Raw genomic sequence first — 23332 nt, forward strand, 5'->3', positions numbered from 1 at the left:
CTGTCCGCTATAATTATACAAATTAAATGCAGTACAGCTGATGATCTAGCTTGGGAAAGGAGGATATATCTGGGGTATTTTGCGGAAGGAAAGATGAAAACGCAGCGATTTTTGCAGTCTTTGAGACAGCAATTAAGGCAATGGCAGGGACAGTATAAAGCGCTATTTCGTAAGGGAAAGTACCACCAGAAACTGCATAAGCATTTTTTCAAGAATATACTTCTGTATTTATCAGCAAATAATCATCAAGGAAAACAGGGAAAACACAGACAGACACAAAGATTAACTGCTAAATTAGTTACTAGAGAGAGTGGCATTGATACAGTTATTTTCAGGTGGGTACATCAAAAACGCTCCTCAATAATTTTGGTATTAGCAATATTCTTACTCACAAGTGTGATAGGAAGTGATTTTTATAACCAACCAAGAATGAAAGTTGGTAGTATTGCCTTACAAACATTTATTGCTCCCTATACGGATAATATTGAAGATAAAGAAGAAACCGAACTGCAACGGAAAGCAGCTATAGATAATTCTGTGCCAGTTTTAATGATTGATAATCAGATCAATCAGCAAATTCATGCACGGTTGGAAAAGATATTAAGCATAAGTAATGAAATTCGGTCAGTAGTTGGTATTTTCCCTTTTTTAAATAGTTCAATTTTATCGCCTTATGTTCAAAGTTATCTGAGGTCTTTTCCTGAATTAGAATGGCAAAAGTTAATAGGAATTTTGGATAGTAACAGACAACAAAACACAAAAAAACAAAACTCCAAGCCGCAATTATCATTGTCCAATGGCGTGGGTGATGAGGCTGCTTTCTTGCAAGCATTATCAGAACTAGAAGCTTATCAATTTATGACAACAGAAAGTAATTTTTCTGCCCTGATTACCCAAATATCGGAAGTTAGAAAAAGATATAATCAAGGGATTGAGAAAGCATTACAAATAGAAACTGGTGAGGAAGTAAAACAAGTTTATACAGCACCTGTGCTTTTAGCCTTATCTGATAATGATTGGGCAAAAACACAGGCGGGAATTCGTAAAAGTGCTGAACGAATTATTGCCCAAGGTATAGCCGCTGGCTTGCCCAAAAGTATTTTACATAATGCAGTTAGTTTACAGGTACAATTATCTGTGCCTAGTGAGGCTGAATCCTTGGCAAAAAAAGTATTATTGGCGGTACTGCAACCAAATCTTAAACAAGATATAGAGCAAACTAAACAACAAGCTCAAATCCTAGCCAGAGAAATACCATCTGTAATGTTTCCTGTAAAAAAAGGCGACATAATTGTTAGTAAAGGAGAGAAAATTACACAATTAAAATTTGAGATATTAGCACATTATCGTTTGATTGGTCATCAAGTGAATTGGCTGGGTTTAACAGTTTTAGTAGCGGTTGTCACCGTAGCTATTTGGGTTTTTGTCTGGTTAGAAAGAAAAAGTCATAACTATTTGCGACAACGGGATCATTTGTTAGTTTTATTACTTACTCTCACTGTCCCCGGAGTATTGGCTCTCGGTTTACCCTATACTAGCTGGAGCGCCATTGGTTTATTGTTAGGCAGTTTCTATGGACCAACTATAGGTGTAATGGTAGCAGGCTTACTGTCGTTAATATTACCAATTACAGTAGATACAAATATTCTAGTGCTGCTGGCGGGGGCTGTGGGCGGAATGTTAAGTGCTTATGTAGCTCATAGATTGCGATCGCGCGAAGAACTAGCATTATTAGGTGTTGTCACGGCATTAACTCAAGGAGGTATATATTTATTATTAAAAATCTTTACTGGTGGGGTATTTGGTTCAGGTTGGTATATCTTCCAAGAAGCAGGTTTATTTGCTTTATCAGGTTGGGCTTGGAGTATTGTGGCTTTGGGTTTAAGTCCCTATTTGGAAACACTCTTTGATGTAATTACCCCTATCCGTTTGGCAGAATTGGCTAACCCCAACCGTCCCTTATTAAAGCGTCTGGCTACGGAAGCCCCAGGGACTTTCCAGCATACTTTATTAGTGGCCACCCTGGCGGAAGCTGCTGCTAAACAATTGGGCTGTAATGTCGAATTGGTCAGAGCCGGGACATTATACCATGATATTGGGAAAATGCACGACCCCTTGGGATTTATTGAAAATCAAATTGATAGTCCCAATAAACATGAAACAGAAATAAAAGATCCTTGGAAAAGTGCAGAAATTATTAAAAAGCACGTCACAGAAGGGTTAGTAATGGCCAAGAAACACAGTTTACCAACCGCCATTCAGGCTTTTATTCCCGAACATCAAGGAACAATGGCCATTGCCTATTTTTATCACCAAGCCCAACAAATAGCCCAGGAAAATCCCCAGATTGTAGTCAATAAAGCCGATTTTTGTTACGATGGACCCATACCCCAATCACGGGAAACAGGCATCGTCATGTTAGCAGATTCTTGTGAAGCTGCATTACGTAGTCTGAAAAATGCCACTCCAGATAAAGCACTCAATATGCTAAATAATATTTTACGGGCAAAATGGCAAGATGAACAATTAATCGCTTCGGGATTAACTAGGGAAGAAATGCCAAAAATTGCCCAAATATTTGTGGATGTTTGGCAACAATTTCATCATAAACGCATTGCTTATCCTAAGTCAAAAGCTGCTGATTCGTAATTAAGATGAAACTGTCCGGGCTTGAAGTATCTGTTAAACTAAAGATCAGAAAATAACAAAAGGAAGATTATGATGAGCGATCGTGATTATACCTTGATTATTGACAAAAGTGGTAGTATGTCCACACCAGACCAAGTGGGCGGTAGAACTAGATGGGAAATAGCCCAAGAATCTACCATTGCTTTAGCTAGAAAGTGTGAACAGTTTGATCCTGATGGGATTACAGTTTACGTTTTTTCCGGCAAATTTAAACGTTATGATGACGTGACAACAGCCAAAGTCTCCCAGATATTTCAGGAAAATGATCCTGCCGGTACAACTAACTTAGCTGGTGTATTGCAAGATGCCCTGAATAACTATTTTCAACGCAAAGCAGCAGGTAACACTAAACCCAATGGAGAAACAATTTTAGTGATTACTGACGGTGAACCAGATGATCGCAAAGCTGTATTTGAGGTTATTATACAAGCTACCCGACAAATGGAAAAAGATGAAGAATTAGGAATTTCCATGATTCAAGTCGGCTCAGATGCTCAAGCCACCAAATTTCTCAAAGCCCTAGATGATCAATTACAAGGTGTGGGAGCTAAATTTGATATTTGTGATACAATAACCTTGGATGATTTAGAAGACATGAGTTTAACTGATGTTTTAATGAATGCTATCACAGATTAATTAACGAAAATTACTAATATCTGGAGAGTTCAGTCATGCTAGAAAACCGTGATTATACCTTGATTATTGATAAAAGCGGTAGCATGGCTACCCCAGATCAAAAAGGTGGAAGAAGTAGATGGGTCGCAGCCCAAGAATCAACTTTAGCATTAGCAAGTAAATGTGAACAACTAGATCCCGATGGTATTACCATTTACTTATTTTCTGGGAAATTTAAACGTTATGAAAATGTGACATCTGCCAAAGTTTCACAAATTTTCAAAGAAAATGATCCTTCGGGAACAACAGATTTAGCTGGGGTTCTCAAACACGCTACTGATGATTATTTGCAACGCAAAGCAGCCGGTCAAACTAAACTCAATGGGGAAACAATTTTAGTAGTTACTGACGGTGAACCAGATGATCGTAAAGCTGTAATGAAGGTAATTATTGAAGCTTCTCGTCGTTTGGATAAAGATGAAGAATTGGCTATTTCCTTTATTCAAGTTGGTAATGATCCTCAAGCTACTCGCTTTTTGAAAATCTTGGATGATGAACTGCAAAGTGCAGGTGCTAAATTTGATATTTGCGACACTGTCACCATGGATGATATGGAAGATATGAGTTTATCAGAAGTTTTACTAAATGCTATCACTGATTAACAATAGATTCTCCAGGAATGACAAATATGGATTCCATTGATAAGCTATTAGCTGAAGTCAAAACTGAACATACAGAACCCAAAAACACGCCGCCACAGGCTAATTTAAACCCTGTGAAAGTGGTTTTATCTACTAATAAATCAGATGTATTAATAGATAAATTATTATCAGACGTACAAGCTGATTTTTCGGAAGCTAAAACTGAATATACACAATCTAACTCTAGAAATAACTTACCGCAAATTCAATTAAATTCACCTCCTCCTAAGTCAGATGGATTTATAGATAACTTATTATCAGACGTACAAGCTGATTTTCTGGAAAAAGACGCAGCCGAAGCACTGCGAAAACAAGAAGAATTAATACAGGAGAAAATTCGTCAAGAAAAACTTAAAGCCAAACAAAGAGAAGCTTTAGAAAAACCCGCCCAAGAATGGTTAGCTAAATTAGATCCTTTATCATCAGAAGGATTATGGTTTGAAAGATTTGCTCAAGGTTATCCTGCTAAATTAGCAGCAGCAATTGATTATTTACAAACTAATTCCTGAGTAAGTAAGCCCAATAAAACCGAATTAATCATTCTACTTCTGATAGCTGGTCTGGTGTAGCCATACGCAATGCAGGATATGGAAATAAATTTTTAAATCCAGCCAAGCGTTCTCCTAATGATTCTGGTGCAATATTCCAAAGACTCTCATAATAGAAAAAAGTCACGCCAAGACCACGCCGTTGAACAGCGCGAACTTGAGATTGAATCTGTTGAATTGAAACGGGCTTAGTTCTTAAACCTGCCATAATTCCGATTCCAGTAGGAATTATTTGTTTAACTTCTTCTATTTCTGGACGGGAAAGCTTGGAGGTAAAACTATCTAAATTCTCCCGATAAACTTGCATGACTAACTCATCTACTATGTTTAATCTTGCCCAATTCAACCAATCTTGCAGTTGAAATTTGTAAGCATAATCATAGTAATTAGGAGAGATAGAGAAAATCATTTTCGGTTTTATTTGCTTAACTGTATTGTTAAGTCTCACCATAAATTCTGTAATCTTATTTGCTCGCCAATTTACCCATTCTGGATCTTTATAATCTTTTGGTGGAGTTTTTTTAGTTTCTTTAGTATACAAGTCAACTGTATATTTATCATAGCCAAATTCATGGGGTAAACTGGTATGATCATCAAATTGAATACCATCAATATCATATTTATTAGTAAGCTCTACCAGTAAATCAATAATAAACTGTTGTACCTCTGGGTGAAATGGATTTAACCATGAAACCTCACCAGCTGCGGTAACAGATGTTGTACCACCATCTTGTTTTTGTGTTAACCATCCTGGTTTATTTAATGCCAATTCAGAAGTATTAGGAGTCATAAATCCAAATTCAAACCAAGGGATTACCAGTAAATTTTGACGGTGAGATCTATCAATTAAATCCGCGAGAATATCATGTCCATCTAATCCTTTAAATACAAAAGGTTGAATTTCTAAATCCTTGGCTACTTTACTAGGATACATCACATATCCAGCATTCCAAACCACAGGATAGACAGTATTAAAATTGAGTTCTCGTAGCTGGGTTACAGCTTCTTGAACCTTAGTCCGGTCTTTGAGAATGTTTAAATCATTATTTGTGATCCACACACCACGAATTTCTTGACTTGGTACTTGGGCGTTAACAGATGTCAAAGTATTTACCCAAAAAACTGTGATTAAGGAAATTAAAAGCCAAGACCGAAATAACGGTTTAAGTAATTTATGGGCAAAAAAATTGTGGTAATTGACTTTCATTTTAATTTGAGAATATTCCAATATGGTAACGATTTTATTGGGTTTGAGACCTATTTTCGGAAAATTGGCATGGGTATTGATAATCAAAAATCAAAAAAGTGGCTCTGTTAAAAACAAAACCACATTTAAAGAAAATTAAGCTCAAATTAACGAGCTTGACCGTGAGCAGAAGCCGCATCAATGGGCTTCATCAGATATAATTGTAATAACTGCCAACCATGGGACAAATAAATTGGAAGCTTTTGGAAGAATTGCAGGAATTTAGGAGTATTAGAGTTAGAAATTGCTGCCAATTTTTCATTATTCTGGACGCAAACATCTAAACGTTCATAAAAAGCTGGGTTATCAACATCCAACATCACAGGGAAGACCCTACCGGCGGTTTCATTGGTCTTCTTAATTACATGAATATCATACTCTCGCGCATCTAAGCCCAAAGAAGCATAAAAATCCTTGCGTTGGATATCATTGAGATACATAGTTGCAAATACCGACAAAAGGAAAAAGCGACTCCATAGTTTCGCTCTCCAGTCATTCAACATTTGCGGCTGCGCTCTCATGATCGCATCAAAGAAATCCCCATGACGGTTTTCATCTTGACACCAGTTTTCAAAGAAACGGAAAATTGGATAGATCCGATCTTCAGGATGGGATTCTAAATGACGATAAATGGTGATATAACGCCAATAACCGATCTTTTCAGAAAGATAGGTAGCATAGAAGATGAATTTGGGCTTAAAGAACGTATAACTGCGGCTCTTAGTCAAAAACCCTAAATCTAGAGAAAGATTAAAGTCCGACATAGCTTTGTTCAAAAACCCAGCGTGACGGGCTTCATCCCGTGACATTAGGTTAAAGCACTCAGCCAAAAGAGGGCTTTTATCCTTTAAGCGACGGCCGAGTTCCTTATATAACAGGAATCCAGAAAACTCCGCTGTACAAGAACGTTCCAGAAACTCAATGAACAATTGACGAGTTTCACCGTCAATGTGATCCCATGATTGTTCAAACTGAGCATCTCTAACAAAGTGATGACGGTTGTAGTCAACGCGAAATTCTGCCAAAATAGCTTGTAATTCGTCTTCATTGACAGAAATATCCATCCGCGCCATTTCATCGAAATCAGTCGTGTAAAACCTTGGTGTTAAAAGGGTTTCCTTCGCAGGGGATTTAACTCCGGGACGGATTTCGTCAAAGCTTGGTTTTTTGAGAGAGTCTACCATGTTTTGATTTGCTCTTTTATCTTTCTTTTCTTGATTACACCAGAAAGCTGATTCTTATGCTCTCACAAGGTGCAGACGACAACAATTATGATTTTGTATGAGATTCAGTGTAGCAATATCTAGCCCAAAAATGGGTGGATAAATGATTAAGAGTTGCAAAAATCCACAAAAAACGGTTTATAAGTTTTCAGGACTTACGCAACTGGCACATTGGTAAGGTGCATGACTACCGCAAAAGTCAGGTAAATAAATGGATTGTTGATATCTGATGCACCCTACAATACATTTGTGGTGTGACACTTGCGTAAGTCCTAAATATAATAATTGCCTCCGTGGAGTGTTAATCCTGATGAAGCTTGAGGTGAGTATAAAAAATTATAATTATACTAAGGGTTACACTGATTTTCAATCATGTTAATGACCTTAATAGCTTTTTCATAGTATTCTTTTATTCTTGTATAGGTTATACCCGAATCTTCACCATGGGCGATATTATTTCTATTAGCAACAATACTATTAATTGCATCTTTTAATTCACCTTCCGTAGCTTTTTCCAGATTAGATTGCCATTCTCGACTAAATGATCCCGTTAACTGAAGTATTTTTTCCATTTTAGGGTTTTGTAAATCCTTCAATTTACTTTCTACAAAGTTAGTAACTTTAGTATTAGAAACCTTTTTTGCATATTCACTATATATTGCTCGCACAGAATTTTCTAAAAATCCTGAAACTAATATACATAAATATTTTGCCCAATGAGCTTGTAATTCAATATCCTCTTTTGGTAGTTGATCAATTTTGGCAAATACTTTGTCAAGTTTTTGTTTAGCCCGTATCACCTCATTATTCTTCATTTTATTTCAGTAAAAGCCTCAGTCGCCAATTTAATTCTTTCTTTGACAATTCCTACTTCAGAAGTACGAGCCGTATTCGTTGTTACTGCTTGAAAATCATGATCATTAAGCAGTGCTTCATACTTTAATGATAGTGAATCAATGTCTTTAATCTCACCATTTTCTAAACGACGGGCAATACCTATCATTACTGCATCAAATACAGCAGCATTTAAGTTTCTTTTTGGTTTAAATGCCTTACCGCCAATGCAATCATAGATAGTTTTAATAGTGGTTTCAAATTTCTGTTTAATTTCTTGACCAGAATAAATTTTAAGATGGCGATTTTTACCCATAAATTCATTAAGAAATTCTGTCATTGGTTTCTTGTATTCATCAGATTTAAAATAAAGTGCAAGAAACCGGAGAATCATTTCTTCATCGCGCATATTTTTATCAGTTCTGCCATATATACCTCGCCATGCGGGATGATTATTCATATCTTTTAATAAATCATTAAATTCACCATGATAAATAGAAGAACGAATCTCTTGAGCTTTTAAGACAGTACCGCCTGTATTCAGTCTTTTAAAAATATGATAAATACTGCTATCATCCTCAGATGGTTCATCTTGAGTGACAATTGTGGCGTGTATAATTGAGTCATCTAATCGCCGACGATCTTCCTCTTCCAAAGAATCATAAGTGCATCCTTCAAATTGCTTTTGTACATCTTTAAGAGCAAATTTTTTTTCACTTGGTTGAAAAATGCCATGATAAAAATATTGAAGTGTCCTTAATCTTTGCTGTCCATCAATTACTAATAGTTTTCCCGTTTCTTTCTCTTTTGAAAAAAAGATTCCTGGAACAGGTAATCCAATTAAAAGAGATTCTATAAAACGTGAAGCTTGATCTAATTTCCAGACATAATGACGTTGTAATGAGGGAATATATATACTTCCATTTTCCAGTCGTTTCACCAGACTATCAACAGGGTAATCTGCTCCATAACTAGTTATAGAGTATTTAAATGGAATATTTTCTTCCTCGTCCTCTTTAAAATTTTCGATAATATCTGTATCACTACTTATTTCAGTCATATTCATGTTTTAGCGTACCTTGTGATATTTCACTACAAAGCCATTATAACGGACAAACATCCTCACGATTTATCATCACCCTCCCCCAAAGATCACGAAAATGCTACAATCTACATCATGCTAGGGGTGCTTGGGAAACTAAGCTGAGATCAAACCCTTAACACCTGAGTCTGGATAATACCAGCGGAGGGAAGCTGTTTATTGAGGAATTGGATATGCGTACAGAATGGGTAGCTAAGAGACGTGGACAAGACAACGTATCGCAAATGCACTACGCTCGTCAGGGTGTAATCACTGAAGAAATGCAATACGTAGCCAAGCGGGAAAATCTGCCGGCTGAACTTATCCGCGCTGAAGTAGCACGGGGGCGGATGATTATCCCTGCAAATATTAATCACACAAATTTAGAACCGATGGCTATTGGTATCGCTTCTAAGTGTAAAGTTAACGCTAATATCGGTGCTTCTCCCAATTCTTCTAATTTGCAGGAAGAGGTTGATAAACTTAATTTGGCGGTAAAATATGGCGCTGATACGGTGATGGATTTGTCTACAGGTGGTGGTAATTTAGACGAAATTCGTACCGCAATTATCCAGGCTTCTCCTGTTCCCATTGGGACTGTTCCAGTTTACCAAGCTTTAGAGAGTGTTCACGGAACAATTGAAAATCTCACTGCTGATGACTTTCTCCACATTATCGAAAAACACGCCCAGCAAGGGGTAGACTATCAAACTATCCACGCGGGGATTTTAATTGAACATTTACCTTTAGTGAGAAACCGAATTACTGGTATTGTTTCTCGCGGTGGTGGAATTTTGGCGCGGTGGATGTTGCATCACCATAAACAAAACCCGCTGTATACCCATTTTAACGACATCATTGAGATTTTTAAGAAATATGATGTTTCTTTCAGTTTAGGCGACTCCCTGCGCCCAGGATGTACCCATGATGCGTCCGATGAAGCCCAGTTGGCAGAACTGAAAACTCTGGGAAATCTCACCCGTAAAGCTTGGGAACATGATGTGCAAGTGATGGTAGAAGGTCCGGGTCACGTACCTATGGATCAAATTGAATTCAATGTCCGCAAACAAATGGAAGAGTGTTCGGAAGCACCTTTCTATGTTCTTGGTCCTTTGGTTACAGATATTGCTCCTGGTTATGACCATATTACCTCAGCTATTGGGGCAGCTATGGCGGGCTGGTATGGGACGGCGATGTTGTGTTATGTGACACCTAAAGAACATTTAGGTTTACCTGATGCTGAAGATGTACGGAATGGCTTAATTGCGTATAAAATTGCGGCTCATGCGGCGGATATTGCGAGACATCGGCCAGGTGCTAGAGATAGGGATGATGAACTTTCTAAAGCTCGCTATAATTTCGACTGGAATCGTCAATTTGAGTTGTCTTTAGACCCGGAAAGAGCGAAGGAATATCACGATGAAACTTTACCAGCAGATATCTATAAAACTGCTGAGTTTTGTTCCATGTGTGGACCTAAATTCTGTCCAATGCAGACTAAGGTTGATGCTGATGCTTTGACTGAGTTGGAGAAGTTTTTGGCAAAAGAACCTGTAGCACAAGGTTAATTAGTGAACAACGAGATCCCCGACTTCTCTAAGAAGTCGGGGATCTAAAACCTTAGTTTGGGGAATCAAAATAAATCTAAAAGCCTTATCAAAATGGAGAAGAGATTAATGAAAATTCATCAATTGATATTCCAAGGATGTGCGCTAGTTATTCTGACTGCATTACCTTCTTTTGCAGAAACAAATAATAAGGTCATTTTAGTTCCGGGTGAAAATATTTTCCCTCTTAAATGTGAGACCATTAAGGGTAGTATTGATGCAAATGATAAGCTTGCTCCGCCGGAAAGTCTGAATGATTCTGCATCAAGATATGATTCATATAGCGTCAAAACTGATCCTGGAAATATTGTCTTTTTTGAACTTAGTAATACTAACCAGAACGATTCTAATTTTAATCCAAGACTTGAAACAATAGTGTTCAATAATGCGTCGAATTATTATAAATCAGGAGTTATATTAGGTCTACATCCAAATAAAATACAGAAAGAAGCATGGTATTTTAGTCGGAAAGATACTAAAACCACAAATCGTAATTTGTATATTTATTCTGCAACCCCTGGGAATTATAATTTAAGAATTGTATACGCTAGACCAAGCTCCAAGATTTCTGAATCACAGATAGAGAAGGCTGTTGAAGATTCCTCAATTCTAGGTCAGGGCAAATTGTTTTTAACGACATTAAAAACAAGAATGGGTCAAACACTAAATGATGATGAAAAAATACATCCCGTTGATATGAACGCCTTATGTAAAAATTAATATTTATAGCATTCTTCCTTTGTATCTTTGCTCCTTTGCGTCTTTGCGCGAAACACAATTCATAAAATTTCTAATGTATGTCTGAGTGCTGCATCTACTAAGGACATTTCTGACCAAAAACCAATAACTTTATCAATTTCTGTATCTAAAACAGTTGCTAGATTATCTGTCATAATCACAGAATCAGTAATTAATCCCGTTTGTTTTCCTTCTGGTGTTGCTATATTCACAAATACTCTGCTAGGGTGTCCAGCACGGGAAACATTACTAGTAATCATAGCTATAATAGTTTGCGATAAACCAGTACCAATATTGTGAGATTGAACAACTAAAGCAGGACGACGTTTAGCAGTTTTTAAGTTTGAGTCTGGGAACAAAACTAGCACTACTGAACCACGATTATAAGGCATCGTAAACTTCCATCTCTGGTTGATCCCAATCTTGTGAAAAACATTGTAATCTAGCTCTTAAATTTGCGGCTTGTTCTTCATTAATTCCGCGAGATGACAAATCTACGGAAGCATTGGTATCGAGAAAAGTTACAATTACTCGCGCTGTATTTATGCCTGTTGGAGTTTCGGTTAGCTCAATTTTCCCGTCTTTGTAAATGCCTTCGATTGACTGTAACATTAGTTTAATTTTTGGGGTAAACTACTTTTAAAAGTATGCTTTTGGTAGTAACATAATTATTATATAATATTTTTGATGTTTAGTGTGATTTTTGTACAAAACAAATGTGATTTTTAATAAAATAAAATGACTCGACAATCCCATGATCAATTCGCTAAAGAATATCTAGAGGAATTATTAACACCTCTAGGAACAATTAAAAAAAGTGAAAAGGTTAAACGTGAAATTCAAGAAATTGATGTTTGGTTTGAACCATTTTCTGATCAAAATCAGGAAAATCTCCCTTTAGGTTTATTAGGGAAGATGGCAAAAACTCAATGTTTATTTGAGCCTTTTCGCAATCCACCATCGGAAATAGAAATTCGCAGTTGTTTACTTAAATTATATGCTGTTCATGGCGATGTAGTTAGGAAAGCAAAACGCGAAAGCAGAAATATTGCTGAATCAGAATTACCGATTTTATGGATTTTAACACCAACTTTTTCATCTCGGATGATTGCGGGTTTAGGTGCAACTGAAATTGCAGAAGATTGGGTTAAAGGTGTTTATTTTCTGCCGAATATTCTGAAAACAGCAATAGTTGTAATTCATCAATTACCAGTAAATGAGGATACGTTATGGTTGAGAGTTTTGGGAAAAGGAGGAACACAGAAAAGAGCAGTTGAGGAGTTAACTGAATTACCAGAAAATAACCCTTTTCGAGAGAATTTGTTAGAAATTTTAGCGGACTGGCGCAAGAATTTAGAATTGAGAGATAATTTAAGTAGAGAAGAGGAGGAAGTAATTATGAACTTATCACCGGCTTATTTACAACAAATAGAAGATTGGAAGCAAGAGGAACGATTTTCTTTGATAACTTCTCTTATGGAAGGGCGTTTTGGTAGTTTGGATGCTGAGTTATCTGGTTTGGTGGAAAAGATTGCTAAATTTCCTATTTCTGAACGTACTCAGTTACTTCTTGCTTTGGGTAATTTATCCCGTGAAGAATTGTTACAAAGATTAAGAAATGAGGAAGGTTAGGGTAATATATTTTTTGGCAGTTTGAGGATATTGTTTGATATGTCGGAAACAAGTAAAGAAGCAAAAGGTGGAGAGGAGCAAAAGAGAGGTATTCCTCTATATGCTGACTGGAGTGAACCAGAAATTAATGACCCTGCATTAATACAAGATACTACAGTTTGGCGCGGCTCGAATGAACTCTCTTTTAAGTTACTCAGATGTCTTGAAGCAATACGGGATATTTCAAAAATTATGGAAGGTCTTGCTAAACTTGAAGATCCTATTTCAGATAAACGATTAGTAAAGCAACTTGCATCTCCACTCTATACTTTGGGTTCTGGCATTCTAGATATGTTTAACGAATTAGAAAGTAATGCTAAAAGCTATGCACTGATAGCATCACCTCAGCATAAAGAAATTATCAATAGAAAAAAACAATTTATAATAGATGTACCTACAGACAAAACAAGTGCTTTACGTCTTGTTAGAGACAAAATTGATTCACACATAGATAAAATTGCTGTAATCAGACCAGAAGATTTTTGGATTTATGTAGATATGCCATCTTTCTTACAGTGGCTGAAAAGTTGCTTAGAACAAATCTTGTATCTTCTTTCACTGAATGGTTACGGCTGGACAAGAGATAGTGGACATCCTGATGTATGGAGTTTAATGAGTGTTGATGGCAAAGTATTGGATTTTTATATGGAAAATGGTGAACCTTCTCACATTATAGGTGTAACATCGGTAAAGTCACCAAAGCATGGTGTACTCAGTGAAATTAAAGCGTTTGTAGCTCTATACAACGAAGTAGCAAGTAAATGTCAAGGTATAAAGTTGATAGAAATTTCAGAATCAGATGAGTCAGAATCTGAGCAGGAAACATAATATACAAGTATTGCAAAATGTAGACTAAATTTTATAGCTAATTTTTTCTACATAAGATAATTCTTATCAGATTAATCTTTAAAATATCTGGCTTTAATTTCTGGATGTTCTGCTAAAAAGCGTTCTATTTCTAAATATGACCATTTTTCTACTTCAATACCGTTTCTATCTCTTAAAGCATCTAATTTATCATGTAAAGTTGCGTCAATTATTCCGCTAGTCATAATACAAAAACCTTTAGCTTCTTGTGCTACTAGCATATCACTTATATCAGTGACTTGTGAACTTCCAAGAGATCGTTTATCACTTTTTAATTTACATTGAGCTATCCATTTAATACGTTTATTGTTAATATCTGTACCTTTATAAAATACAATATCTCGACCACCATCACGAGATCGAGAGTTACCAATTTTATCTATATCAGTTAGTTCTAAATTATGTTGTTTTATCAGAATATCATAACAAAGCTCTTCAAATTTTTCATCATCTAATTGATTCCAAGAACATGATATATCAGAAAATATTGCTCCATCTCTTTTAGTATTATTTAGTTTTGCTCCAGATATATTTGCACGTCGTAAATCCGCATTACTTAAATCTGCTCCTTGAAGATTCGCTTCTATTAATGTAGCTTCTTGTAGGTTTACTCCAGTTAGATTTGCACCAGTTAAATTTGCACGACGCAAATCAGCTGAATGTAAATTTGAATTGCTAAAATCAGCATTAGTTAAATTAAATCGAACCAACTTTGCATCTTTGAGAAAACTATTACTTAAATCAATACATTTTAAATTAAGATGAGGGATATCAAATAAGCTAATTTGATTTTCGTGATCTTCACTTATTTGATCTAATCTTTCTTTATTAAGAATTTTCCAAACTATAATCCACTTATGATCTATTTTTGTTCTTTTATCAATTATAGTTCCAGTTAAGTTTGCCAAATTCAAATCAGCACGACTCAAATCAGCACGACTCAAATCAGCACCACTCAAATCAGCATCACTCAAATTAGCATCTCTCAAATCAGCACCACTCAAATCAGCATCACTCAAATTAGCACCACTCAAATCAGAACTTCTCAAATCAGCACCACTCAAAGTGCTGGGTAAATAAGCGTTTTTCAGAATAGCAAAACTTAAATTAACATAGCTCAAATCAGTATCACTCAAATCAGCATTGGTTAAATTAGCTTTATTTAGACAAGATTCCTCTAATTGAGCATTGTTTAAACAAGCATTACTTAAATCACAATTGTTGAGATTGGATCTTTCAAGATTACAATCACGTAGTTTAGCCCAACTTAAATTAGCACCACTCAGATTAGAATTTCTTAAATCTGTACCATTACGGTAGTGAATCGAGAATTTTATACCACAGTTAGTATAACTAAGATTTGCATCCTCAAGATTAGTGTGACTTAAATTAGCACTTCTTAAATCAGCACGACTTAAATTAGCACCACTTAAATCAGCAGTTCTTAAATCAGCATCACTTAAATCTGCACCATTAAGATTGAGGTTACTGAAGTCAATACCACATAACTTAGTTCCAATTAATTTCGCATGACTGAGATTTACATTACTTAAAATTGCAACTGTCAAACTATCAACATCATAACAATGATAACCATAATACAATATCGAATCAATAACATTTTCTATATACATCCAGTCTTCATCAGCACGTCTGGCATCGTAAAAACATAAATTAGAATAACTCAAATTTGCATAACTCAAATCACTATCAGTAAAGTCAACACCTGCTAAATCAGTATTACTTAAATCTGCACCTTTTAAATTCAAGCCTTTTAAAGTTGTTTCACGTAGACAAGCATATTGCAAATTACTATAGCTTAAATTAGAATTAGTTAATTTAGTGTTAGTTAAATTAGCATTAGTTAAGTCAGCACGAACTAAGTTAGCATCAGTTAAGTTAGCATTAGTTAAATCAGCGTCAGTTAAATCAGCACCACTTAAATTAGCACCACTTAAATCTATATTTTCCAAATCTAAACCCTGAAAATCTCTTTCTCCTTCTTCATAAAGTTCTAAAAGTTCCTCAGCATCCATAGTATTTTATCCTTTTATGAGGTATAGTTTTTTCCAATTACCTTGATATTCTAACAAATTTATAACGTTAAAAGAGGTTTATGGTGATTTTTATACATAGGTTTTATATTTTAAGTCAGCTTGAATTAAGATGAGGGATCTGATAAATCAGTGTTTGTGCAATTTTGGGGAGTGCGATCGCTTGTGGTGCGATTTTTGGGAGAGCGATAGCGAAGCGCTCCGTAGGAATCGCTGTAAAATAAAGAGATAAAATAGAATCATCCCCATTCTTCCTATCAAAACGAGGTACAGATGACTTATTTAGAACTACATCAAAAGATTGAACAACAGATATCCCAACTACCACCAGAACAGCTTTCCTTAGTTAGTGATTTTCTCGACTCTATCCAGGAAAAAAACACTGTAAATCAACGCCCATTACGTCGTATTTCCCCCATCAAGCGAGGTAAAAAAGCAGGTGATTTACTACATTATGCTGGAACTTGGCATGGTGATGATCTTGAAGATTGTCTGCGTTTAGTTGAAGAAACCCGTTCCCAAACGCAGTTTTAATTTCTGTTACTATGTCTTATTTGCTCGATACTAATCACTGTAGCTACATTATTAATGGTAATCCTCAAGTTACCAATACCTTAAAATCTTACTCATCTGTTATCATTGGCGTTAGCATTATCACTTATGCAGAACTACTATATATGACAGAAAAATCAGCACTAAAATCTCAAAATTTAGGTGCAGTTCGAGTTTTTTTGTCTGACGTTGATTTGTATTTTATTGATGAAGAAACTGCCATTATTTACAGTCGTCTAAAATCATCAGTTTTTAATTATTTTGCTCCCAAAGACAAAAGCAAACGTCGTAATTTCAGCATTGAAAACTTGGGCTTTAGTGACCATGATCTTTGGATAGCAGCGACAGCTATTCAACACAATCTCACTCTCGTTTCTGCTGATAGCGATTTTCAACGTATTCATCAAGTACAGCCTTTTTCCCTGGAATCATGGGTATAGATTCACTCCAAATTTTCATGCTGTCAACCGCACAAAATCAGTCCGTCGTGCAGCAAACACAAGACAAGCTTGAATATCTTCCGGTTCTAAATCAGGAAAGTCTTCTAAAATTTCGCTAATGCTGACATTTTCTGCTAACATTTCTAAAATGTCGCTAACTCTAATTCTCATGCCGCGAATGCAAGGACGACCCCCACATTGACCAGGTATTTGTGTAATACGAGTTAATAATTCGTTCATTGAGTTAATTAGTGATTTTCATAAAGAATATTGTACCATTATTTTTGATATAATGAAATGACTCGACAATCCCATGATCAATTCGCTAAAGAATATCTAGAGGAATTATTAACACCTTTAGGAACAATTAAAAAAAGCGAAAAGGTTAAAAGTGAAATTCAAGAAATTGATGTTTGGTTTGAACCCTTTTCTGATCAAAATCAGGAAAATCTACCTTTAGGTTTATTAGGGAAGATGGCTAAAACTCAATGTTTATTTGAGCCTTTTCGCAATCCACCATCGGAAATAGAAATTCGCAGTTGTTTACTTAAATTATATGCCGTTCATGGTGATGTAGTTAGGAAAGCAAAACGCGAAAACAGAAATATTGCTGAATCAGAATTACCGATTTTATGGATTTTAACACCAACTTTTTCAAATCGGATGATTGCAGGTTTAGGTGCAAATGAAATTGTAGAAGATTGGGTTAAAGGTGTTTATTTTCTGCCGAATATTCTGAAAACAGCAATAGTTGTGATTCATCAATTACCAGAAAATGAGGATACATTATGGTTGAGAGTTTTGGGGAAAGGAGGAACACAAAAAAGAGCAGTAGAGGAGTTAACTGAGTTACCTGAAAATAACCCTTTTCGAGAGAATTTGTTAGAAATTTTAGCGGACTGGCGCAAGAATTTAGAATTGAGAGATAATTTAAGTAGAGAAGAGGAGGAAGTAATTATGAACTTATCACCGGCTTATTTACAACAAATAGAAGATTGGAAGCAAGAAGGAAAGCAAGAAGGAAAAGAGGAAGAACGATTTTCTTTAATAACTTCTCTGCTAGAAGGGCGGTTTGGTAGTTTAGATGCTGAGTTATCTGGTGTGGTGGAAAAGATTGCTAATATTCCTATTTCTGAACGTACTCAGTTACTTCTTGCTTTGGGTAATTTATCCCGTGAGGAGTTGTTGCAAAGATTGAGTAGTGAGGAAGTTTGAGGGGATTTATGAAACAACAAGACCCCCGATTTCTTGAAGAAGTCGGGGATCTAAAATCTAATTATGGGTTATTTGTAATAAACTGATATAGGGAGTTGAAGTGGCTACTTTCCCAATATAAATTGTGGAAAACACAAGCCAAGAGGGGATATCGAAAACGAACAAATTATGTTACTAAATCGGCATTGGTAGAGGTGCGTTTCAGCGTGAATACAGCCAAGATAATTCCCACAATTGCTAATCCCGCAGTTGGGTAAAAGAAATTAGTGTAACTACCGAAAATGTCCCTAATTTTGCCAGCTAATAAAGTTCCACCCAAAGCCCCCATACCGTAAGCAGTGAAGACAATACCGTAATTTTTGGCGTAGTCTTGGGGTTGAAATATGATTAAAGTGGAAGTAGGAGCGATCGCTAACCAACCCCCCAAAGCCAAGTAAAATAGCGAAAAAGCGACTATATAAGTGAGTACACTTCCCTTTTCAGCACTCAGCATCATAATCGAGGCAATCAAAATGAAAACAAAGGAAACAATTGCCGCTAATTTTGGCGTAAATTTGTCCGTGAACCACCCAAAAAATAACCGCCCTGCACCATTAAAGACAGCGAACAGGGAGACTGTATTTGCGGCTGTTGCTGCATCCAATTTAATAATTTCCTGTGCTAGAGGACTAGAAATACCAATAGCTGCCAGTCCGGCAAAAGAACCAATGGTATAACAAAACCACAAGCCATAAAAACTGGAAGTCTGAAGAATTGATCCTGAAGTTTTAGTATGAGAATTTGCTTGAATAGCTACAGGTGGAGTCCATCCTTCCGGTTGCCAACCTTGGGGAGGAGTTGTGAGAATAGTAGAAATAGCGGTAATAATAGCTGCAAAAGCAATACCTAAAATTACAAAAGTTTGCCGAACTCCAAAAGCATCTATGAGAAACTTTGCCAAAGGTGCAGTAATTAAAGGTGACAAACCAAACCCAATCACAGTAGCACCAACAGCCAAACCTTTTTTATCGGGAAACCACTTAGCTACCACAGCCAACGGTACACCGTAAGTGATACCCACACCCATACCAGCAATTACACCATAGGTAATAGTTAGTGTGGGAATATTGCCACCCAAACTAGAGAGAATATAACCTAATGCCGTAATTAATCCACCAACACCTGTAATCAGACGAGTATCAAAACGATTGATATAAAAGCCAGTGATTGGCATTAAAATTGCGAAGACAACCAACAGCACAGTAAATGGCAACAGGCTATCAGTTGCACCCACATTGAGAAGTTTTTCTAAAGGTTTTCTAAAAATACTCCAAGAATAAACTGTACCCAAGCACAGCAGGATAGTTATACTTAGAGGTATGAGTAGCCATCGCCCTTTCTCAGCAGGCATACCAAATAATTGTACTTTTTCCATTTGTTGTTATGTGAATAAGGGAAATAATTTTTTCCAGTATCTCACTTTTTAGCTAAATTAACACCAACTCAGTTACTTCTGTCTTTGGGTAATTTATCCCGTGAAGAGTTGTTACAAAAATTGAGTAGTGAGGAAAGTTAGTATAATATATTTTTTGGCAGTTTGACGGAATTTCCCAAACTGCTGATGCGTTGAGTAATTTTTAACACTGTTTATTAAACTTGTGAGGATAGATGAGATTGAGCAGTTATAATAATGCATTAAACGTAATACAACAGTCTCTAAATCTTGGAGTGGTAGAAGCACAAAGTAGTGAACAAAAATTACTACCATTACCATTAACAAAAGGATTCCAACTACAATATACCCATCCTCACGGACAAATTTATCAAGGTAATTCCCTAGATTGGCTGGCATCTCTTGATTCAGAAAGCGTTGATCTAGTGTTTGCTGACCCACCTTATAATATTAAAAAAGCTGAATGGGATAATTTTGAGAACCAAGAAAAATATATCGCCTGGTCAATTCAATGGATTAGCCAAGCTTCGCGTATTCTCAAATCTAATGGATCTCTTTACGTTTGTGGTTTTTCTGAAATATTAGCTGATTTAAAATATTCAGTATCCAAATATTTCAAAAATTGTCGTTGGTTAATTTGGCACTATAAAAACAAGGCTAATTTAGGTAGTGATTGGGGACGATCGCATGAAAGTATTATTCATTTTCGTAAATCAGATCAAGTGAAAATTAATATTGACGATGTGCGAATTCCTTATGGCGCACATACATTAAAGTATCCTTCCCATCCCCAAGCAGAAACAAGTGCTTATGGAAAAGGTAAAACAAAAAAAAATAATAACTGGACACCTAACCCAAAAGGTGCAAAACCTAAAGACGTAATAGAAATTCCTACTACTTGTAACGGTATGGGTGAAACAACACCTCATCCAACTCAAAAGCCAGAAGAATTATTAAGAAAATTTATCCTTGCATCATCACAGGAAGGAGATTTGATTATTGATCCATTTTCAGGATCTGGAACAACTATTGTAGTTGCAGAACAACTTAACCGTCGTTGGATGGGATGTGATCTAAATATTGAGTATAATAATTGGGCAATTCAAAGATTAGAAAATGTCCATCCCATGACAAAGGAAGAATGGATAGCCTTTGATCGCAAAAATTCAGAACGCAGGGAGTCTATTCGATGAGGTTAGAAGATTTAGTAAATCATGCAGTGGACAAAGAAAATTTTCAGACTATTCAAAACTACATTTCCTTATTTTTACCAGGACACTTTAAAGCCTACACTATTAAACTAAATTCACTGGACGGTGTATATTACTGCGATATTCGCCCAAATATGATGAGGGATACACTTTTAAAAACAGCTTGAAGAAAATGAGCGATCGCTTTACTGAAAGTATTGCTATGAGATAAAATATAATCAAGTATTATTAAAATAACCTCCATGTCCCTATAAAAACTGAAAGAGCAAGCCTTTCAACTACCAAAGAGCGATCGCTTAGAACCCGTCCGTGCAATCATTGAATAATTGCAAAATCAAACCAGTCAACAATCAGAACGGACTAGCATTATTAAACAAATGAAAGGTTTATTAAAAACCAATCAACCAGCACCAACCGATGAACAGGTAAAAGCAATGTTAGAAGAACATCGAGTGGAGAAGTATCTTTAATGAAAATTATCATTGATACTACAGCAAATTGTCATCAAACCTGGAAAAAGAACCCCACACCCAACCCCCTCCAATATCAAAAGTTTATCCTTTTCTTTCCCCCGCAGCGGGGGGATTGAGGGGGGTTCGATGAGGGGGCTAGGATATACCTTATATGATTGGAAATCGCTGTAAATTTTTCTGGCGTTGCTGAATTGAGGAGAAAAATTCCCAAATTTAACCTTTAAAACTCTTACCTTTGCGTCTTTGCGCCTTTGCGTGAGACTAAAATTCATACCCTTAATCAGCAACGCCCATTTTCTCATCCAAACAAGGTATAAACATCTAAAAACCCGATCAAGCTTGACCGGGTTATAGTGAATTTGCAGGTTTCAAATGATTAAAGTAAAGTAAGTGAATCTAAGTTACTAAAGGTGGACTCGTGGGAACACAAACACAGCATCTCTACGTCTTTCCGCTCTGGGATTTGGCCTCGCCACTTACAATTGGCTACTTGCCACTTGATCATCAATAATGCTGTAATTTGCTGGGCTGATGACAGGGGACACTAGATCATTCGCCCTTTTTGGTTGGTTTCTTATTTGTTTGGTGTCCTATGGATTTAATATATCATTTGATTTTGCTGGTGGAATCTGTTCTTTACATTTATTAACATTATTAACAAATAAGTAGATTAGCGTTAAAAATTGTCGTTATGAAAAGGGAACAGGGAACAGGGAACAGGGAACAGCGAATAGGGAATAGGGAATAGGGAACAGGGAACAGGGAACAGGGAACAGGGAACAGCGAATAGGGAATAGGGAATAGGGAACTTTACTTTTCGTTACTTATGTCGGTTTTTTTCCGTTTATCTACTTAGGTAAAAATCAACAGAGGTAAGGAAAGTGCTTATTTGCGTTTAGTTCCTTTTTGCCAGGTTTGACTATGATGTTGTTTACTAAATTCCGCTTTGGGAAAAAGTCGCTGTTCTATTTGTTCATAACTTCCTTCAAAGTCACATTTACCTAAATAAGGACACTGATGACAATAAACTCCCTTTGTGTAACGTTCTAAATTCTCGCGGTTGAAAAAATAGGGTTTGTGACTAAATGTACTTGCTACCCATTGCCATGACATATTGTTACTTGCTGGATCACCGTCGAGTAAATGTTGCAAAAACCACTTTGCGCCGGCTTGCCATTCCACCCGTCGCCAATGAATAATATAAGCTGCTAACCACATTCTGATATGATTATGGAGATAGCCAGTGGTTCGCAATTCCTGACTAAAGCTGTCAATGCAAACTAACCCTGTAGTTCCAGTGGTGATATCTTCTGGTAATTTAGCTGTATAATCTGCGGGTAGATAACCGGTTTTATATTCTTCCTGATTTTGCCAAATCCCGTTTTCTAGTTTAACATATAATCTTTGCCAGTAGTCACGCCAAGCTAATTCCTGAATCAATTTATTAGCATCATTTGGGTTTTTAACTCGTTTGAGTACATATTCTCGAATTTCTCCCAAACTTAAAACACCATGACGAATATAAGCTGACAATTTAGTAACATTACCATCTAAAAAATTGCGTGTTTTTCCATAAGCTACCGGATCAATTTTTCTGAGTGCTTTCTCCGCTGCTTTCCTTCCCCCTGGAATATGGCTAACATGATCATCTGCTGCTTGGGGAAACTGTTCCCGCAGGTATGTAACTAATTCACTTCTGTTTTTAAAATCACGTAACATAATTTTCTAGATATGTTTTCTTGAGTGTTGTATAATTGAAGTATGATTTAGTCTCACGCCAAAGCGCAAAGACCCAATGCTAACCGCTTGTAAAATTATGGAATACAAATTATTACAAAATGTCCCCACAATTCCCAATTGGTAGTAAAGTTCGTGTGGTATCCTTACCACCATACCTGAAAACTGCTGAACCTATGCCTATGTTACGTCCTGCTGATGTCATTCACATTGGGGAAGAAGGTATAGTTATTGACTGTCGCCCCGGTGGTTATTGGGGTGTACGCTTTACTAGAGGGGCTTTTCTCATAGATAGCCAATACATTGAAAGTATCGAAAAACCACCGGAATCTGATTCAGATGCAAAATAGGAGACGAGAAGAATGTAAACTTATATTAAGTTATTTTTCTGGTTTAAAC

24 protein-coding genes and 1 riboswitch are annotated in these 23332 nt (G+C 36.3%); of the genes, 14 read left to right on the forward strand and 10 right to left on the reverse strand.

The window, feature by feature from the left end; all coding sequences use genetic code 11:
• The first annotated feature begins 93 nt into the window (after positions 1–93).
• The 4 genes from H6G25_RS01625 to H6G25_RS01640 all read left to right on the forward strand — a co-directional run bounded on the left by H6G25_RS01625 (position 94) and on the right by H6G25_RS01640 (position 4513).
• On the forward strand, positions 94–2649 hold the full coding sequence (locus H6G25_RS01625) for an HDIG domain-containing metalloprotein (RefSeq protein ID WP_190391002.1): 2556 nt from the start codon (positions 94–96) through the stop codon (positions 2647–2649).
• A gap of 69 nt (positions 2650–2718) precedes the next feature.
• Positions 2719–3324 (forward strand): VWA domain-containing protein, encoded by a 606-nt coding sequence (locus H6G25_RS01630; RefSeq protein ID WP_028083158.1) that lies wholly within the window; start codon positions 2719–2721, stop codon positions 3322–3324.
• A gap of 35 nt (positions 3325–3359) precedes the next feature.
• Entirely contained in the window at positions 3360–3965 is a 606-nt protein-coding gene (locus tag H6G25_RS01635; RefSeq protein WP_028089482.1) for a VWA domain-containing protein, read from the forward strand.
• 119 nt (positions 3966–4084) lie between these two features.
• Positions 4085–4513 (forward strand): hypothetical protein, encoded by a 429-nt coding sequence (locus H6G25_RS01640; protein WP_190391088.1) that lies wholly within the window; start codon positions 4085–4087, stop codon positions 4511–4513.
• A gap of 28 nt (positions 4514–4541) precedes the next feature.
• Here H6G25_RS01640 and H6G25_RS01645 read toward each other — a convergent pair whose 3' ends face one another.
• The 4 genes from H6G25_RS01645 to H6G25_RS01660 form a co-directional block, all read right to left on the reverse strand.
• Positions 4542–5759 carry a glycoside hydrolase family 10 protein gene (locus H6G25_RS01645; RefSeq protein WP_190391003.1) on the reverse strand — a complete coding sequence of 406 codons (1218 nt, stop codon included), beginning with the start codon at positions 5757–5759 and terminating at the stop codon, positions 4542–4544.
• A 146-nt stretch (positions 5760–5905) separates the two neighbouring features.
• Complete coding sequence (gene acsF, locus H6G25_RS01650; protein WP_190391004.1) at positions 5906–6982, reverse strand: magnesium-protoporphyrin IX monomethyl ester (oxidative) cyclase; 1077 nt, start codon at positions 6980–6982, stop codon at positions 5906–5908.
• A gap of 386 nt (positions 6983–7368) precedes the next feature.
• Entirely contained in the window at positions 7369–7836 is a 468-nt protein-coding gene (locus tag H6G25_RS01655) for an MAE_28990/MAE_18760 family HEPN-like nuclease (protein ID WP_190391005.1), read from the reverse strand.
• The gene (locus H6G25_RS01660) at positions 7833–8921 is read right to left on the reverse strand and encodes a DUF262 domain-containing protein (RefSeq protein WP_199319623.1); all 1089 of its coding nucleotides are present in this window, start codon (positions 8919–8921) and stop codon (positions 7833–7835) included. Before H6G25_RS01660 ends, H6G25_RS01655 begins: the two co-directional genes overlap by 4 nt.
• A gap of 106 nt (positions 8922–9027) precedes the next feature.
• Positions 9028–9124, forward strand: a riboswitch (TPP riboswitch).
• 6 nt (positions 9125–9130) lie between these two features.
• Between H6G25_RS01660 and thiC the strand changes: the two genes are divergently transcribed.
• Together thiC and H6G25_RS01670 are read left to right on the forward strand one after the other, a co-directional pair.
• Complete coding sequence (gene thiC, locus H6G25_RS01665; RefSeq protein ID WP_028089250.1) at positions 9131–10504, forward strand: phosphomethylpyrimidine synthase; 1374 nt, start codon at positions 9131–9133, stop codon at positions 10502–10504.
• 108 nt (positions 10505–10612) lie between these two features.
• A complete protein-coding gene (locus H6G25_RS01670; RefSeq protein WP_190391006.1) occupies positions 10613–11263 on the forward strand; it encodes a hypothetical protein in 651 nt (216 codons plus the stop codon).
• Positions 11264–11322: 59 nt separating this feature from the next.
• On the opposite strand, the gene H6G25_RS01675 is transcribed toward H6G25_RS01670, so the two are convergent.
• Positions 11323–11673 (reverse strand): type II toxin-antitoxin system PemK/MazF family toxin, encoded by a 351-nt coding sequence (locus H6G25_RS01675; RefSeq protein WP_190391007.1) that lies wholly within the window; start codon positions 11671–11673, stop codon positions 11323–11325.
• The gene (locus H6G25_RS01680) at positions 11663–11893 is read right to left on the reverse strand and encodes a hypothetical protein (RefSeq protein ID WP_190391008.1); all 231 of its coding nucleotides are present in this window, start codon (positions 11891–11893) and stop codon (positions 11663–11665) included. The genes H6G25_RS01675 and H6G25_RS01680 overlap by 11 nt, the downstream gene beginning before the upstream one ends.
• Positions 11894–12019: 126 nt before the next feature.
• Here H6G25_RS01680 and H6G25_RS01685 point away from each other — a divergent pair, with 126 nt between their 5' ends.
• The gene (locus H6G25_RS01685; RefSeq protein WP_190391009.1) at positions 12020–12913 is read left to right on the forward strand and encodes a hypothetical protein; all 894 of its coding nucleotides are present in this window, start codon (positions 12020–12022) and stop codon (positions 12911–12913) included.
• A 39-nt stretch (positions 12914–12952) separates the two neighbouring features.
• Positions 12953–13780: a hypothetical protein gene (locus tag H6G25_RS01690; RefSeq protein ID WP_190391010.1), complete on the forward strand. Its 828-nt coding sequence runs from the start codon at positions 12953–12955 to the stop codon at positions 13778–13780.
• Between the two features lie 71 nt (positions 13781–13851).
• Here H6G25_RS01690 and H6G25_RS01695 read toward each other — a convergent pair whose 3' ends face one another.
• Entirely contained in the window at positions 13852–15855 is a 2004-nt protein-coding gene (locus H6G25_RS01695; protein ID WP_190391011.1) for a pentapeptide repeat-containing protein, read from the reverse strand.
• Between the two features lie 291 nt (positions 15856–16146).
• On the opposite strand from H6G25_RS01695, the gene H6G25_RS01700 reads away from it, so the two are divergent.
• The gene (locus tag H6G25_RS01700; protein ID WP_190391012.1) at positions 16147–16407 is read left to right on the forward strand and encodes a hypothetical protein; all 261 of its coding nucleotides are present in this window, start codon (positions 16147–16149) and stop codon (positions 16405–16407) included.
• Positions 16408–16418: 11 nt separating this feature from the next.
• The gene (locus H6G25_RS01705; protein ID WP_190391013.1) at positions 16419–16865 is read left to right on the forward strand and encodes a type II toxin-antitoxin system VapC family toxin; all 447 of its coding nucleotides are present in this window, start codon (positions 16419–16421) and stop codon (positions 16863–16865) included.
• Between the two features lie 15 nt (positions 16866–16880).
• On the opposite strand, the gene H6G25_RS01710 is transcribed toward H6G25_RS01705, so the two are convergent.
• Positions 16881–17105, reverse strand: coding sequence for a DUF433 domain-containing protein (locus H6G25_RS01710; protein WP_173401714.1), 225 nt, complete (start codon positions 17103–17105; stop codon positions 16881–16883).
• Between the two features lie 57 nt (positions 17106–17162).
• On the opposite strand from H6G25_RS01710, the gene H6G25_RS01715 reads away from it, so the two are divergent.
• Positions 17163–18080 (forward strand): hypothetical protein, encoded by a 918-nt coding sequence (locus H6G25_RS01715; protein ID WP_190391014.1) that lies wholly within the window; start codon positions 17163–17165, stop codon positions 18078–18080.
• A 166-nt stretch (positions 18081–18246) separates the two neighbouring features.
• Here the strand turns inward: H6G25_RS01715 and H6G25_RS01720 are convergent, their stop codons facing one another.
• Positions 18247–19494 carry an OFA family MFS transporter gene (locus H6G25_RS01720; RefSeq protein ID WP_190391015.1) on the reverse strand — a complete coding sequence of 416 codons (1248 nt, stop codon included), beginning with the start codon at positions 19492–19494 and terminating at the stop codon, positions 18247–18249.
• Between the two features lie 293 nt (positions 19495–19787).
• Between H6G25_RS01720 and H6G25_RS01725 the strand changes: the two genes are divergently transcribed.
• Together H6G25_RS01725 and H6G25_RS20975 are read left to right on the forward strand one after the other, a co-directional pair.
• A complete protein-coding gene (locus H6G25_RS01725; RefSeq protein WP_271805387.1) occupies positions 19788–20705 on the forward strand; it encodes a DNA methyltransferase in 918 nt (305 codons plus the stop codon).
• 344 nt (positions 20706–21049) lie between these two features.
• Positions 21050–21193 carry a hypothetical protein gene (locus H6G25_RS20975; protein ID WP_242034855.1) on the forward strand — a complete coding sequence of 48 codons (144 nt, stop codon included), beginning with the start codon at positions 21050–21052 and terminating at the stop codon, positions 21191–21193.
• 888 nt (positions 21194–22081) lie between these two features.
• Here H6G25_RS20975 and H6G25_RS01735 read toward each other — a convergent pair.
• Complete coding sequence (locus H6G25_RS01735; protein WP_190391017.1) at positions 22082–22915, reverse strand: FAD-binding domain-containing protein; 834 nt, start codon at positions 22913–22915, stop codon at positions 22082–22084.
• 119 nt (positions 22916–23034) lie between these two features.
• Here H6G25_RS01735 and sipA point away from each other — a divergent pair, with 119 nt between their 5' ends.
• Positions 23035–23283 carry a regulatory protein SipA gene (gene sipA / locus H6G25_RS01740; protein ID WP_028090443.1) on the forward strand — a complete coding sequence of 83 codons (249 nt, stop codon included), beginning with the start codon at positions 23035–23037 and terminating at the stop codon, positions 23281–23283.
• Positions 23284–23332 lie beyond the last annotated feature (49 nt).

It is taken from the genome of Dolichospermum sp. FACHB-1091, from assembly GCF_014697585.1.
Classification (GTDB): Bacteria; Cyanobacteriota; Cyanobacteriia; order Cyanobacteriales; family Nostocaceae; genus Dolichospermum.

Excerpts from the sequence above, each read along its gene's own strand:
- H6G25_RS01625 (WP_190391002.1), top strand. The coding sequence starts at position 94 with ATGAAAACGCAGCGATTTTTGCAGTCTTTGAGACAGCAATTAAGGCAA.
- H6G25_RS01630 (WP_028083158.1), top strand. The coding sequence starts at position 2,719 with ATGATGAGCGATCGTGATTATACCTTGATTATTGACAAAAGTGGTAGT.
- H6G25_RS01635 (WP_028089482.1), top strand. The coding sequence starts at position 3,360 with ATGCTAGAAAACCGTGATTATACCTTGATTATTGATAAAAGCGGTAGC.
- H6G25_RS01645 (WP_190391003.1), bottom strand. The coding sequence starts at position 5,759 with ATGAAAGTCAATTACCACAATTTTTTTGCCCATAAATTACTTAAACCG.
- acsF (WP_190391004.1), bottom strand. The coding sequence starts at position 6,982 with ATGGTAGACTCTCTCAAAAAACCAAGCTTTGACGAAATCCGTCCCGGA.
- H6G25_RS01655 (WP_190391005.1), bottom strand. The coding sequence starts at position 7,836 with ATGAAGAATAATGAGGTGATACGGGCTAAACAAAAACTTGACAAAGTA.
- H6G25_RS01660 (WP_199319623.1), bottom strand. The coding sequence starts at position 8,921 with ATGAATATGACTGAAATAAGTAGTGATACAGATATTATCGAAAATTTT.
- thiC (WP_028089250.1), top strand. The coding sequence starts at position 9,131 with ATGCGTACAGAATGGGTAGCTAAGAGACGTGGACAAGACAACGTATCG.
- H6G25_RS01670 (WP_190391006.1), top strand. The coding sequence starts at position 10,613 with ATGAAAATTCATCAATTGATATTCCAAGGATGTGCGCTAGTTATTCTG.
- H6G25_RS01675 (WP_190391007.1), bottom strand. The coding sequence starts at position 11,673 with ATGCCTTATAATCGTGGTTCAGTAGTGCTAGTTTTGTTCCCAGACTCA.
- H6G25_RS01680 (WP_190391008.1), bottom strand. The coding sequence starts at position 11,893 with ATGTTACAGTCAATCGAAGGCATTTACAAAGACGGGAAAATTGAGCTA.
- H6G25_RS01685 (WP_190391009.1), top strand. The coding sequence starts at position 12,020 with ATGACTCGACAATCCCATGATCAATTCGCTAAAGAATATCTAGAGGAA.
- H6G25_RS01690 (WP_190391010.1), top strand. The coding sequence starts at position 12,953 with ATGTCGGAAACAAGTAAAGAAGCAAAAGGTGGAGAGGAGCAAAAGAGA.
- H6G25_RS01695 (WP_190391011.1), bottom strand. The coding sequence starts at position 15,855 with ATGGATGCTGAGGAACTTTTAGAACTTTATGAAGAAGGAGAAAGAGAT.
- H6G25_RS01700 (WP_190391012.1), top strand. The coding sequence starts at position 16,147 with ATGACTTATTTAGAACTACATCAAAAGATTGAACAACAGATATCCCAA.
- H6G25_RS01705 (WP_190391013.1), top strand. The coding sequence starts at position 16,419 with ATGTCTTATTTGCTCGATACTAATCACTGTAGCTACATTATTAATGGT.
- H6G25_RS01710 (WP_173401714.1), bottom strand. The coding sequence starts at position 17,105 with ATGAACGAATTATTAACTCGTATTACACAAATACCTGGTCAATGTGGG.
- H6G25_RS01715 (WP_190391014.1), top strand. The coding sequence starts at position 17,163 with ATGACTCGACAATCCCATGATCAATTCGCTAAAGAATATCTAGAGGAA.
- H6G25_RS01720 (WP_190391015.1), bottom strand. The coding sequence starts at position 19,494 with ATGGAAAAAGTACAATTATTTGGTATGCCTGCTGAGAAAGGGCGATGG.
- H6G25_RS01735 (WP_190391017.1), bottom strand. The coding sequence starts at position 22,915 with ATGTTACGTGATTTTAAAAACAGAAGTGAATTAGTTACATACCTGCGG.
- sipA (WP_028090443.1), top strand. The coding sequence starts at position 23,035 with ATGTCCCCACAATTCCCAATTGGTAGTAAAGTTCGTGTGGTATCCTTA.